The sequence below is a fragment of the Pseudomonas sp. D47 genome (assembly GCF_045447305.1).
Lineage (GTDB): Bacteria > Pseudomonadota > Gammaproteobacteria > Pseudomonadales > Pseudomonadaceae > Aquipseudomonas.
In genome coordinates this window covers 141,537-155,712 of record NZ_JBJGXU010000005.1, presented here as the reverse complement: position 1 = coordinate 155,712, position 14,176 = coordinate 141,537, and the positions used below count along the sequence as shown (strand labels likewise).

Below are 14,176 nucleotides of genomic sequence, written 5' to 3'. Positions count from 1 at the left end.
ATGGGTTCATGTACTCAACTTAAGCGTCGAGAACTTGACCTCCATTTCCTCTCCATAATAGAGAGAGAAACTCACAGTCAAACCAATCTTGCCATTCTCGTCCTCAGAGATGTCTTCGATACTCAAACTCCCCGAGTAGTCCGGCGGGAGGTACTCGATATAGCCCTCCCACCCAAAGCTGGCCTTTATGGGCAGTTTTGGACCGATGGGGTATGTCTGCCTCGGTTCAAGCTGGAGCTTGCCCGCTTCAAGGGTCAGTTCATTTTTCGAACCAGGATTGTCCTCAAGGCCTAAGCTAACGAAAAATTGATAATCCTCAATGTAGCTCAACTTGACGCTATCGAAATCAAGCGCGATCTTCTCGCCATCTGCGTTGATCAATTCCCCACTGAACTTATTCACAGTGGTTAAAAAACTCCCTATACCTGATCCAAAGCTCATGATCCATTCTCTCTTCAAGACCTGATAGTAACTGCCACCCTCCACAAAATAGGCCTTTGAAAGCGGGTGTCTACTGTCAACCCTGACAGTAGACACCTGCCCCTGAACACCTGAACCTGACGAGTTGAGTGCACCTTGCGCTCCCTTCAACCTTTCAGGGTAAAATTGGTAACAGATTCTTACAGACCACAGAGGGAGCTTGTCGTAATGATCGTAGGAATCGACCTGGGAACGACCAATAGCCTGGCCGCCGTATGGCGCGGCGATGCCGCCGAAATGGTGCCCAATGCCCTTGGCCAGTTGCTGACCCCAAGCGTGGTCGGCCTGGATGATCAAGGCCGTATCCTGGTCGGCCAAGCCGCCAAGGAACGCCTGCACACCCACCCGCACCTGACCACGTCGCTGTTCAAGCGCTACATGGGCAGTGCCACCGAAGTGCGCCTCGGCGACCGCTCGTTCCGCCCCGAAGAGCTGTCGGCGCTGGTCCTCAAAAGCCTCAAAGAAGACATCGAGCGCACCTACGGCCACACCGTCACTGAAGCGGTGATCAGCGTGCCCGCCTACTTCAGCGACGGCCAGCGCAAAGCCACGCGCATCGCCGGTGAACTGGCGGGGCTCAACGTGGAAAAGCTGATCAACGAACCCACCGCCGCTGCCTTGGCGTATGGCCTGCACCAGCGTGACAAGGAAACCTCGTTCCTGGTGTTCGACCTCGGCGGCGGCACCTTTGACGTCTCGATCATCGAGCTGTTCGACGGTGTGATGGAAGTACGCGCCAGCGCCGGCGACAACTTCCTGGGCGGCGAAGACTTCGACACCCTGTTGCTGGAACACTTCGTCGACAGCCAGCGCAACGCTCAGGGTTTCCCGCCCACCAGCAGTGTGTTGCAGGCCCTGCGCCGCGAAGCCGAGCGCGTGCGCAAAGCCTTGGGCCAGGACGACAGCGCCGAGTTCGCCCTGCGCGTCGACGGCCAGCAGTGGGCCAAAACCATCACCCAGGCCGAACTCGCCAAGCTCTACACGCCGCTACTGGAACGCCTGCGCGCCCCCATCGAACGCGCCCTGCGTGATGCACGAATTCGGGTGGGCGACCTGGATGAAATCCTGCTGGTCGGCGGCACCACGCGCATGCCGCTGGTGCGCAAACTGGCCGCTGGTTTGTTCGGGCGTTTCCCGTCCATCAGCCTCGACCCGGACCAGGTGGTTGCCCACGGCGCGGCGATTCAGGCGGCGCTCAAAGCTCGTTCGGCGGCACTGGAAGAGATCGTGCTGACCGACGTCTGCCCCTACACCCTGGGCATCGAAACCTCGAACCAGTACGGCGGCCATATCGAAAGCGGGCATTACCTGCCGCTGATCGAACGCAACAGCAGCGTGCCGGTGAGCCGGGTCAAGAGTGTGGTCACCCTCTACGACGACCAGACCCGCGTGTTGCTGAAAATCTACCAGGGCGAAAGCCGCCTGGTGAAAGACAACATCGAACTGGGCCAGTTGGAAATCACCGTGCCCAAGCGCAAGGCCGGCGAAGTCACACTGGACGTGCGCTTCACCTACGACAACAACGGCTTGCTCGAAGCCCAGGTGAACATCCCGCTGACCGGCGAGCAGCATTCGCTGGTGATCGAGAACAACCCCGGCGTGCTCAGCCCGCAGGAGATCCAGCAACGCCTGCAAGCCTTGGCGCTGTTGAAGATTCACCCACGCGACCAGCAGGTCAACACGGTGCTGACCGCCCGCCTCGAACGGCTCTACCAGGAAAACCTCGGCGAATTGCGTGAGCAGCTCGGGCACTGGGCCGCACAGTTTCAGCAAGTGCTCGACACCCAGGACGAACGCCGGATCCGTGAGGCCCGCAGCGAGCTGACCCGTCAACTTGAGCAACTCGACAACGGGTTCTGGCGCTGAGAGATAACGACATGGACTGTTGGACAGTGTTGCAACTGGCAGACGATGCCGACGAGCGCACCATCAAGCGCACCTACGCGCGGTTGCTGAAAAGCTGCCGCCCGGACGATGACGCCGAGGGTTTCCAGCGCCTGCGCGAGGCCTATGAACAAGCGCTGAGCGAAGCGCGCTGGCGGGCCGACAACGAGGAGCTGGAAACCGTCGAGGCGCCGGTGGCCGAACAGGCTCACGGCAACCTCAGCGACCTGGCTGAGCTGATGGACGTTCGCCCCTTGAGCCCTGCGCCGTTCGAACCGCCGGTGGTGAAAAACGCGTATGACCTCGCCGAGCTGATGAACATCAGCCCGCTCAGCCCCGCCGCGTTTGAAGCGCCAAAGCCAGACCCGGCCCTCGCGCTGCTCACCGGCCTGAACGTGCACAACCTCGATGAACGCTGGGCCCAGGCCCAACAGCAGGGCTGTGAAGAGGCGTTCCAGGCCGGCCTGCTGCGCCATTGCTTCGAAGCCCCCGGCGAGCGCAGTGCAATCGTCGGTTGGGCGATGCAACACCTGGAATGGCTGACGCCCTGGCAACGGGTGACCATGACGCCCTGGCAGCACGAAGCCCTCACCAGCGAGCTGCTCCAGGACTATCGCAGCACCTTGCAGGAACTGCTGGAGCAAAAAGCCGAGCGCGAGTTCGTCAACCAACTGACGCAGTACAACAGCCAGCCCTGGCTGCGGGTGTTCGACCAGCAGCAACAGTGGCAGCGCATCGTCTTGCAACTGCTGCACGAAACCCAATGGAGCGTGCCGCTGTTCGAACGCGTGTGCCAGGCGTTTGGCTGGGACGACCAGAAAGGTGTGTACCCGGAACCGGCCTGGATGTGGCGTGGCCTGGTGTCGCGCTGCGAGCAGGAAAGTTTTTACACCAACCTGCAAGACAAGGCCCAGGACACCCGCCGCACCAGCGCTGATGCACTGGCTGCGCGCTTGCTGCTCACGCCCATGACCGCGACCCAACAGATGCGCATCATCGAACGGTTTGGCGAAAACGAGTGGAACGCCTGCCAGCAATTGGGGGACACCCTCACGTGGCGCTACCCACAACTGACCGAGCGCCTGCCCCAGAGCGACGTTTTTTCTGGCGAAAATTTGTTGCAAGGCCGATCTACACCCAGGTGTTGATCCGGCTTTGGGCTATCTTCGTCTTGGCCGTCGGCCTGAACCTCGTCCGTGACAAGCCCGAAAAACTGGACGTTGGTGTCATGTTCATCTTCCTGGTGCTGGCGATCGCGCCGGCGTTTATTGGCTTTCGCATCACGCAGATGTGGGCCGGGATGAGTTCGTCCTTTATCGTTCAGGACCTATGGCTGAGCCAGTACTTGATCCCCAAGCGGCTCAACCCCAACCAATACTGGCTGGTGTTACGCCATGGCGTGCCGCAGTTGGCCATGCTTCTGGCCTGCGCGCTGATGCTGGGAATATTGGGCATGGTGACCTATGCCGGGATGTTGCTGATCAACCTGCTACACAAAAAACGCATCGGCCACATGAGCCATACCTTCAGCCACAACTACCCGTGGCTGAACGGTTTGCACTGGGCGTTCTGGAGCCCGCTGCAAGCCGTGTTCCTGGTGGTCATGGTGGCGGTGATTATTGCCGCCCAGCACTACTTGCCCGCCGTGCCCTGGACCCACTTCGATTGGTCCAAACGCTGACCCTGCGCACCGGGCCTGAGCGCAATGCACAGGCCCGCCAACTTGCGTTCGATCATCGCCCACAACCCGCCTCTCCCCACTTTCATCGCACCCACACTGCCAAGCAACATGGCCGGCACCTGCATAACCCCAATAACAACAGGTCCTACACCATGAGCACTTTCAACCCGCGCCGGCTGCTGCTGGCGACTGCTGTCGCCAGTCTTGCCATGCCCGTCGTCGCCGAAGAACACGGCTTTCTCGAAGACGCCAGCGCCAACCTCAACCTGCGCAACTTCTTCTTCAACCGCAATTACACCAACCCGACCAAAGCCCAGGGCGGCGCACAGGAGTGGACGCAAAGTTTCATCTTCGACGCCAAATCCGGCTTTACCCAGGGCACCGTGGGTTTCGGTGTGGATGTGCTGGGGTTGTACTCGCTGAAACTGGATGGCGGGCGTGGCACCGGCGGCACCCAGCTGTTGCCGCTGGACCACGATGGCCGCCCGGCGGATGAGTTCGGACGCCTCGGTGTGGCGTTCAAAGCGCGGATCTCCAAGACCGAAGTCAAGGTCGGCGAGTGGATGCCGGTGCTGCCGATCCTGCGTTCCGACGATGGCCGCTCCCTGCCGCAAACCTTGCGCGGCGGGCAGATCACCTCCAAGGAAATCGCCGGCCTGACCCTCTATGGCGGCCAGTTCCGCGCCAACAGCCCGCGCGACGACAGCAGCATGACGGACATGTCGATGGTCGGTAAAACCGCCTTCACCTCCGACCGCTTCAACTTCCAGGGCGGCGAGTACGCGTTCAACGACAAACGCACCCAGATCGGCCTGTGGAATGCCCAACTCAAGGACATCTACCGCCAGCAATTCGTCAACCTGACCCACAGCCAGCCTGTGGGCGACTGGACCCTGGGCGCCAACCTTGGGTTCTTCTACGGCAAAGACGACGGCAGCGCTCGCGCGGGTGACTTGGATAACAAGACTTTGTCCGGCTTGTTCTCCGCCCGCTATGGTGGCAACACCTTCTACGTCGGCCTGCAAAAACTCACCGGCAACAACGCCTGGATGCGCGTCAACGGCACCAGCGGCGGCACCCTGGCCAACGACAGTTACAACTCCAGCTACGACAACGCCCAGGAAAAATCCTGGCAGGTGCGCCACGACTACAATTTCGCCGCCCTCGGCATACCCGGCCTGACCTTGATGAACCGCTATATCAGCGGCAGCAACGTGCACACAGGCACCGTCACCGACGGTAAGGAGTGGGGCCGCGAGAGCGAATTGGGCTACACGGTGCAGAGCGGCGCGCTCAGGGACTTGAACGTGCGCTGGCGTAATTCCAGCATGCGCCGCGACTACAGTAACAACGAGTTCGACGAAAACCGCTTGATCGTCAGCTATCCTATTTCGCTGCTTTAACACCACTAAAACATCAGTCGCCATAACAGGGCTATATTCATACAGCCTCAATATATGGCGACCTGTTTTCTAACGGCACACTGCCTACACTGCTTGAGAATATAAACCTTCAGCCATTGCTATGAATCATTGAAGTAAAAACCCCCAACCTTAATCGTTCATCGCACCGCTCCCTGTAAGAATATGAAATAAGCCACGCAGGAACCGAATCTTCTGTCGGACCAATTACAGGGAGCAAGACGGAGCCTTACTGTCGAGCCAGCGACATCACTCAACGATTAAACAGGGAACGAATTCATGACCATCAATGCTTCTAGCAATCCAGTTAATCCAATCTGGCTTGCCTGGCAAGAATCAATTCAAAAACCTTCAACAACTACCCCCGCCGCTGCCATTCAGGACACTCAACCACACACTCAAATGGAGAGCAGCAAAAATACTGGCCGCCTCCGTCCACAGCAGCAGCCCGCCAACAGCCTTACTCAGCAAAAACTTAATCAGCCCCAAGCCGGCGCGGCCGAGCCCGTCAAGGAACCTGCAGCTATTTTTACAACCCTTGTAAAAATACCAAAGTCGCTGACGGGTGCACCGGTTACGCATGAGTTTGACAATGGCAACGTCAAGATAACGTCCTCTCCCCTGCACCAATGGAGTTTCAATGGCATTGAAATTCAGCGAAACAAAGTCACCATTGAAACGGGTAATAAAGATGACCTTGTTGAAATCAAGACACTTACCACGGGCGGCGTAGTTGCCGAAATTAATGGGAAAGCTTATGAATTGCCCATTACAAACATAGGCGCCATGAGCCAACATCTCGAAATAAAAACCAACGATGGTAACGATGAGGTTAACGTCGCTGACAATATATGGTTCGAAACCACCGTCAGCCTCAATAACAACCATCGGGTCGCCGGGGTCAATGGCTACATCTCCGCGCCGGAATCTGCCAACAAGAAAACCTTCCTGGAGCCGGGTGTCATCCCGGTACTCTCGCAGATGCGACCAAAAGGTGATGACTACGTATTTAAACACGGTGATGTAATCATCAATTTCACCCCGAATACAGACGCCCTCCAGTTCGGTGACGGCGTTGTTTACATCCAGACCGGCAAAGAAGCAGACAACGTCCGAATTATGGCGGCTGAAGACGGCTCCATGGTTGCAGACATCAATGGCGAGAAATTCTTGCTGCCGATTAAAAACGATGCAACCGGTCACTCAAGGCTATTCATCTCAACGCAGGACGGTGAGGATAAAATCATCATCGATTCCAACGTCAAAAACTATTCGTACATCCTCCCGGGCGAAGACAAAAGTGGTTCGCTGTACAGGGGCGGTGGTTTCACTTCCCGGGCCGAGGAGGATCGCCAGGCTCAACGGTACACGTTCCAGAACTACAACCCTGTGTCGTAAATACTACTCGGCTGTTCAGGGACCGTGCCTGGGGGAGCAGACGAACCGAGTGATCGTCAGCTGCCCGATCAGCCCGCGCTACAGCCGCGCACGTTAATTGTTCGCGGCTGTTTTTGTAGCAAATAGCCGCCCTTAGAGCAGGAACGTTTCCTGCCCATAGCTCGACTGAAGGATGTGCACCTGTGCGGCAAATGCCGACTCAGAAAATCACACCATCCGACAAGAGGTTAACCGCCTATGACCACAGTCACTTCACATCACAGCCACTCCATGGCGCCCCCGCTGCCCCCAACCGACAGTCAACCTAGCTCGCGCCCCGGCCCTCCCCCCATTCGTACCAACACACAGATGTTGGTGGATGACGGCTACCTGCGTGTCAGCCAGAAGCTGATCGAGGGTCTCAAAAAACCTGAGCATCCTGAGACCCTAGCGAATATTTTGGTCATCGAAACAGGTGACAAAGCTGACCATATCCATATCAGCCAGCGCCCTGACGGCCAGCTGTACGCGCGGATAAACGGGCGCGACTATGCCTTCAATACCTTCGACGGCCGCTCTAACGTTCCGACCTTTCTCCACATCAAAACCGGAGCGGGTGACGATCGAATTACCCTTGACCCCAATGTCACCGTGCGAGTGGAGATCGAGGCCGAAGATGGCGACGACTTCGTCCAGGCAGGCGGCGGCCCCACCAGCATCTATGGCGGGCGCGGCAATGACCATATTCGTCTTGGCAGCGGCATAGGCTATGCAGAAGGCAATGAGGGCGACGACACGATAATGGGTGGCACCGGCCACGCGGTCATGTACGGCAATGCTGGCAAAGATCGCCTGTACGCAGGCAGCGGGCCGGCGAGTAAACGCAGCCACCTGGATGGCGGCGCCGACGACGACCAGCTGTACGCGGGCAATGGGCATACGGTGCTTAATGGTGGCCGGGATAAAGACCTGATGGTGGGGTACGACCAGACCACTTTTTACACCGGGCCGGGCCGCGACACTGTGCGAGCCAACGCACTCAAGGCGCGTATCTATGCACAAAAGACGGATCGCCTGATCGGTACTCAAGGTTCAACGATTACCCACGTAACGCCGACCGAAGCGGGCCGACAAGCCTTCAAAATCATAGGGCCACCCGATTTCATCCAGCGGGTCGAAGATGACCTGGAACTACTTCGCGCATCGCCCGCAGGGCAGAAACTGCTGGAGGCGCTGGATAAAGCAGCAGAGAGAAATGGCGCACCCATCACCCTCGAAAATATGCCCCTGCCCACCAATTTTATCCTGTTCATTAGTACTCAACTGCAAGCAATGAGCGAAGAGGAGAGCAATGCCCTCGAAGACTTTGATCCGAAACAGGGCTTTATAAAGGATGGGGTGGCGGGCGCCCACATGGATCAAATTAAAATTCTCTACAACCCAAGCCTAATTAATAAAATCGACAACGAAGTAACGGTGTCTCCGATTGTCCAGCTCTTCCATGAAATGGTACATGGCTGGAACGCCTCCAACGGAACGTTGCTCCCAGGTCTGAGTGCACCGACGCCCGATGAACCTGAGCATCCCGGCCCACCCAATTTCGAATTGCAGGCTGTCGGCCTGCCCACTGACGCGCCGGGATTCGATTTCGATAACGACCCTGCTACCCCACCCACTGCTACCAACCCCGCCCCCTTTACTGAAAATAGTCTGCACGCAGAAATGGGCAATCCACTTCGAACACGCTATGCATGACACCTGAAAAGCGGGCTGAGACAACGGCCCGCTACCCTTAAGACAAGCGGCAGCATTTACCCGTTATAGCCGGCGCAATCATGCTGTATCGTGCACGCGCCCTTCACCCGGCACACGGACCTCAACGAAACGGATGACTCTCTCTGAACCCAGGCTGCCATGAAATACCTGATTGTCATTCTGTCGACTCTGCTCACCGGCTGCATCAGCGCGCCCATTGCCCTGACTCCGCAGACCGCACAACGCCTGCAAACCCAAGCGCCGATCCGTTTCCTGCTGACGTTTGATGACGGCCCCAGCGCCTCGGGCTACAACAACCCGAGCCGCTCGGTGATCGCCGACCTGGCGAAAAACCCGGTATTGCCGAGCATCAAGGCGGTGTTTTTCCTGCAGACCGCAGCGTCCCGTTCCGGCGGCAGCGCGCGCGGGCGCAAGACCATGGAACGCGAGTACGCGGCCGGGCACGTCCTGGCCTTCCACACGGCCACAGGGTTTCATACCAATCACCGCTGGCTCAGTGATGCCGAACTTGAACGCGCCCTCAGCCTGGGCGCGGCGGATATCACCTCGATCACTGGCGCGCCGCCCACGCTGGTGCGCCCGCCCTTTTGGAACTACGACAGACGCACCTTCGCCGCCTACCAGCGCCACGGGATGCACGTATTGCTGACAGATTTGAGTGCCAATGACGGCAAAATCTGGGGTTTCAACGGCAGCCCGCGTCGACGGGCGAACTTGTATCGGCAACTGTCGGTGGTGCGCGAACGCATAGCCTTGGGTGAACTGCCTACCGTGGATGGCGTGATACCGGTGGTGGTGACCTTCCACGATATCAACCGCTACACCGCGCGGCACTTGCAGGAGTACTTGCAGATCCTGATGGACAGCGCCCGCATCAACGGCATGAAAACCGCCGCCGAGCCGTTCTACACCGACCACGCCACACTGGAACGCGCAGCAATGGCGCGTACGGTGAAGGATGTGAGTGAAGAGGTGCACTTGCCGGGTGTGTGGAACTGGATATGGGATGCGGATTCTCGCTGATCCAGCAGGCCCATGTAGATCTAATGTGGGAGCTGGCTTGTCGGTGATGGCCTCAACTGGTTATGCCTGATACACCGAGGTGCCCGCATCGCAGGCAAGCCAGCTCCCACAGAAAAGCAAAGCACTGCGGTGCTGGCAGCCGAACTCGGTCAAATTGAGGGAGCGGCGGTGCGACGATTCGACTAGCTCCCACATTTAGATCTCGGTACATCAGACAGAGAGTATGCTGCTGTGCTGTTGCCCTGCTTTTGCTTCAACCACTCAGGTCGGTCAACCTGAAGAAAATGGCCAGCCCAGAGCCCGTCACGGGAGCAAGCTCCCTAGCCACAGGTCTACTCGTGCAACACCAAAGAGTTGCATAGATACCTTTGGCTATCGTAGGCAAGCCAGCGCCTACAGTTGAGCGCATTTCAGGTTCAATCTTGCTGACGCGACTCCACGCCCAACTCATCCCACACCGACTCCGCCAGGTGAAACGTCGCGTTCGCCGCCGGAATCCCGCAGTAGATCGCGCTCTGCATCAGCACTTCCTTGATCTCGGCGCGGGTCACGCCATTGCTCGCGGCGGCACGCAGGTGCAGCTTGAGTTCTTCACTGCGGTTCATGCCGATCAGCATGGCGATGGTGATCAGGCTGCGGGTGTGACGAGGCAGGCCGGGGCGGGTCCAGATATCACCCCAGGCGTGGCGGGTGATCATTTCCTGGAACTCGCTGTTGAACTCGGTCAAGGCATTGAGGCTGCGGTCGACATGGGCATCACCCAGCACTTCACGGCGCACTTGCAGGCCGTCGGCGTAACGTTGTTTCTCGTCCACAAAAAGCTCCTGGTTCAATTAGATATCAGCCCGCTCATCTGTAGTTGTGGCAAGCGGGCTTGTTGTGGCGAGTGGGTTTGCCACAAGGGTCAATCAGCCAGCAAGAATTCCAATACACGCTCGCTGAACTCAGCCCCGGCCTGGACGTTGGACAGGTGCGCCGCGTAAAACTCAGCGTATTCGGCACCCTTCACGTTGTTCTGGATAAAGTGACCACCGGCCGGCGGCGTGACGGCATCTTCAGTGCCGGCAATCACCAGTGTCGGCACTTTGATCGAGGCCAGTTGCTCACGAAAATCGGCATCACGCACCGCTGCGCAGTTGGCGGCATACCCCTGGGGCGATGTGGCCGCAAGCATGTCGGTAATCTGCTTGGCCTGGTGCGGGTTGGCAGCAGCGAAATCGGCGGTGAACCAACGTGCTATAGACGCGTCACGCAGCGCCACCATGGCCGCCGCGCCATCGCGCAGGACCGTCTCGATACGCGGGTTCCACACATCCAGTGTGCCAATCTTGGCCGCGGTGTTGCACACCACCAGCCGCTGCAAACGCTCACCGGCATTGATGCCCAACCATTGGCCGATCAAGCCGCCCATGGACAGCCCGCAGAAATGCGCGCGTTGAATATCCAGCGCATCCAGCAGCGCAATCACGTCGTGGCCCAGTTGCTCGATGCTGTACGGCCCCTCGGTCACCAGGGATTTACCATGGCCACGGGTGTCGAAACGCAACACGCGAAAATGCTCGGTGAACGCCGGGATCTGGATGTCCCACATATGCAGATCGGTGCCCAGGGAGTTGGAGAGCACCAGTACCGGCGCTTCCACAGGCCCATCCAGTTGGTAATGCAGTTCGCCCTCGGCGAGTTGTACAAAAGCCACAGCGTTCTCCTTACGCGATCAATGCAAAATGGTCGGTCACCGCGCGAGTGACCCAAGTGTGTGCCTGGCCCAGGTAGTGCGCCGGGTCAAGCAGGCGATCCAATTCAGCCGCTGATAGCTCGGCGGTCACGTGCGGTTCGTCCGCGAGTACCGCGCGCAAATGGCGGCCCTCTGCGACGGCGCGCTTGCAACATTGCTCCAACAGATGGTGCGCGGTGTCGCGGCCCAGGCGCTGGGCCAGCACGATACTGACGGCTTCGGCCAGCACCAGGCCTTGGGTCAGATCGAGATTGTGCGCCATGCGCTCAGCGTCGACTTCCAGCCCTTCGCTCACCACCAGCGCGTGCTTCAAGGCGCCGGACACCAACCGGCAAATCTGCGGCAAGGTTTCCCATTCCGCGTGCCACAGGCCCAGGCTACGCTCGTGCTCCTGAGGCATGGCGCTGAACATCGTCGCCACCAACCCTGGCACACGGGTGGCGGCGCTAATCAGCACCGCGGCGCCCACCGGGTTGCGCTTGTGCGGCATAGTCGACGAACCGCCCTTGCCTGGCGCCGAAGGCTCGAACACTTCCGCCGCTTCGGCCTGCATCAGCAGGCTGATATCGCGGCCCACCTTGCCGAGGCTGCCGGCGATCAGGCCGAGCACGCTGGCAAATTCCACCAATCGATCCCGTTGGGTGTGCCAGGGTTGCTCGGGCAAGCTCAGTTGCAACTCAGCCGCCAAAGCTTCGGCCACCGGCATAGCGTGTTCGCCCAGCGCCGCCAAGGTGCCGGATGCGCCGCCGAATTGCAGCACCAGCAAGCGCGGTTTCAACTCGGCAAGGCGCTGGCGACTGCGCGTCACCGCCCCCAGCCAACCGGCGATTTTCATTCCCAGGGTGACCGGCGTCGCGTGCTGCAACCACGTGCGCCCGGCCAACGGCACGCCGGCATAACGTTGGGCCTGCGCAGCGAGAATCTCGCCCAGCTGCGCCAAGTCCGCTTCGATCAATTCCAAAGCACGCCGTAATTGCAGCACCAGGCCGGTGTCCATCACGTCCTGGCTGGTCGCCCCCAAGTGCACGTAACGTTCGGCGCCGGCATCTTCACTGGCGATCAACTTGCCCAGCGCCTTCACCAGCGGAATCGCCGAGTTGCCTGCCGTGGCAATCGCCACGCCGAGGGCATCCACGTCGTACAAAGACGCCAGGCACGCCTGAGCAATCGGAGCGACGGCGGCCTGCGGAATCAACCCGACCTGGGCCTCGGCCCGGGCCAGCCCCGCTTCGAAATCCAGCATGCCCTGCAGGCGTCCCTGGTCGCAGAACACCTCAGCCATGCTGTCAGCGGTGAAGTAAGCGTCGAACAATTGGTTGCTCGTGCGCAGTGTCATAACTCATCCCTTACAAATCGTGGTGCAAGTACGCCGCCTCTTTCGGCAGGCGCAAGCTAAACAGGAAGGCCACCGCCATCATCACGGTGACGTACCAATAGAAGGCGTTTTCCAGGCCGATGGATTTGAGGCTCAGCGCGACGACTTCTGCCGAACCGCCAAACACCGCATTCGCCACCGCATAGGCCAGGCCCACGCCCAACGCACGCACCTGCGGCGGGAACATTTCCGCTTTGACCAGGCCGCTGATGGAGGTGTAGAAGCTGACAATCGCCAAGGCCAGGGTGATCAGCACAAAGGCCAGGAACGGGCTGCTGACGGTTTTCAAGGTCAGCAGGATCGGCACGGTGCACAGGGTGCCGAGCGCGCCGAACCACAACATGGAATTACGCCGGCCGATCTTGTCCGCCAACATGCCGAACAAAGGCTGCATGCACATGTACAGGAACAGCGCGCCGGTCATGATGTAGCTGGCCGTCTTGGCATGCATCCCGGCCGTGTTCACCAGGTACTTCTGCATGTAAGTGGTGAATGTGTAGAAAATCAGCGAGCCACCCGCGGTGTAACCCAGCACCGTGATAAAGGCTGCCGTGTGGTTGCGCAGCAATGCGCGAATGCTACCGGCGTCTTTGTGCTCACGCATTTCCTTGGTAGTGGTCTCTTTCAAGGTGCGGCGCAGCAGTAGAGAGATGAGCGCTGCGACGGCACCGACCACAAACGGAATCCGCCAGCCCCAGGCGCGCAGTTCATCTTCGCTGAGGAATTGCTGCAGGATCACCACCACCAGCACCGCGAGCAATTGCCCGCCGATCAAGGTCACGTACTGGAACGAGGCAAAGAACCCGCGCTGGCCCTTGAGGGCCACCTCACTCATATAGGTGGCGGTGGTGCCGTACTCGCCGCCCACCGACAAACCCTGAAACAGGCGCGCCACCAACAGCAGCGCAGGTGCCCAGATCCCGATGTCTTTGTAGGTCGGCAAAAACGCAATAACCAGCGAGCCGGCGCACATCATCAGCACCGAGATCATCATCGAATTTTTTCGGCCGTGCTTGTCGGCCAAACTGCCGAACACCCAGCTGCCAATAGGTCGCATCAGGAAACCGGCAGCGAACACCCCGGCGGTGCTGAGCAGTTGTACGGTAGGGCTCTCCGACGGAAAAAATGCCGGGGCAAAATAGATCGCGCAGAAGGCATAGACATAGAAGTCGAACCACTCGACGAGGTTGCCGGAGGATGCGCCGACAATGGCAAAAATCCGTTTGCTGCGTTCTTCTCCGGTGTAGTGAATCGTTTTTGTTGTCATGTTTTTTCACTCAGTGGAAACGGTTATAGCCTAGACATACTTTGCAACAACCATGTTCCGCAAGCAGACTTTTCGATATTTGATGATCGTTCCCACGCTCCGCGTGGGAATGCCTCTTGTGACGCTCTGCGTCACGCTTTGGGACGCGGAGCGTCCT

At 59.0% G+C, this 14,176-nt stretch carries 10 protein-coding genes and 1 pseudogene; 6 read left to right on the top strand and 5 right to left on the bottom strand.

All coding sequences use genetic code 11. From position 1 onward, the window contains the following. Nucleotides 1-6: 6 nt before the first annotated feature. Nucleotides 7-537, bottom strand: coding sequence for a hypothetical protein (locus ACI77I_RS06420; RefSeq protein ID WP_406997152.1), 531 nt, complete (start codon nt 535-537; stop codon nt 7-9). A gap of 111 nt (nt 538-648) precedes the next feature. On the opposite strand from ACI77I_RS06420, the gene ACI77I_RS06415 reads away from it, so the two are divergent. The 6 genes and pseudogenes from ACI77I_RS06415 (at nt 649) to ACI77I_RS06390 (ending at nt 9,642) form a co-directional block, all read left to right on the top strand. Continuing rightward, nucleotides 649-2,346: a molecular chaperone HscC gene (locus tag ACI77I_RS06415; RefSeq protein ID WP_094951576.1), complete on the top strand. Its 1,698-nt coding sequence runs from the start codon at nt 649-651 to the stop codon at nt 2,344-2,346. 11 nt (nt 2,347-2,357) lie between these two features. Next, a pseudogene (locus tag ACI77I_RS06410) lies at nt 2,358-4,045 on the top strand (J domain-containing protein). 152 nt (nt 4,046-4,197) lie between these two features. Beyond that, on the top strand, nt 4,198-5,448 hold the full coding sequence (locus tag ACI77I_RS06405) for an OprD family porin (RefSeq protein WP_094951574.1): 1,251 nt from the start codon (nt 4,198-4,200) through the stop codon (nt 5,446-5,448). 297 nt (nt 5,449-5,745) lie between these two features. Beyond that, a complete protein-coding gene (locus tag ACI77I_RS06400) occupies nt 5,746-6,864 on the top strand; it encodes a hypothetical protein (protein WP_406997151.1) in 1,119 nt (372 codons plus the stop codon). Between the two features lie 348 nt (nt 6,865-7,212). After that, a complete protein-coding gene (locus tag ACI77I_RS06395) occupies nt 7,213-8,598 on the top strand; it encodes a M91 family zinc metallopeptidase (protein WP_406997150.1) in 1,386 nt (461 codons plus the stop codon). A 159-nt stretch (nt 8,599-8,757) separates the two neighbouring features. After that, nucleotides 8,758-9,642, top strand: coding sequence for a polysaccharide deacetylase family protein (locus ACI77I_RS06390; RefSeq protein WP_094951572.1), 885 nt, complete (start codon nt 8,758-8,760; stop codon nt 9,640-9,642). A gap of 416 nt (nt 9,643-10,058) precedes the next feature. Here ACI77I_RS06390 and pcaC read toward each other — a convergent pair whose 3' ends face one another. From pcaC to ACI77I_RS06370, 4 genes are all read right to left on the bottom strand, one after another. Continuing rightward, nucleotides 10,059-10,457, bottom strand: a complete 399-nt coding sequence (pcaC, locus tag ACI77I_RS06385; protein ID WP_056857455.1) for a 4-carboxymuconolactone decarboxylase — start codon at nt 10,455-10,457, stop codon at nt 10,059-10,061. Between the two features lie 89 nt (nt 10,458-10,546). Beyond that, a complete protein-coding gene (gene pcaD / locus ACI77I_RS06380) occupies nt 10,547-11,338 on the bottom strand; it encodes a 3-oxoadipate enol-lactonase (protein ID WP_094951570.1) in 792 nt (263 codons plus the stop codon). 10 nt (nt 11,339-11,348) lie between these two features. Then, nucleotides 11,349-12,713: a 3-carboxy-cis,cis-muconate cycloisomerase gene (locus tag ACI77I_RS06375; RefSeq protein ID WP_406997149.1), complete on the bottom strand. Its 1,365-nt coding sequence runs from the start codon at nt 12,711-12,713 to the stop codon at nt 11,349-11,351. A 10-nt stretch (nt 12,714-12,723) separates the two neighbouring features. Then, a complete protein-coding gene (locus ACI77I_RS06370) occupies nt 12,724-14,019 on the bottom strand; it encodes an MFS family transporter (RefSeq protein ID WP_094951568.1) in 1,296 nt (431 codons plus the stop codon). Nucleotides 14,020-14,176 lie beyond the last annotated feature (157 nt).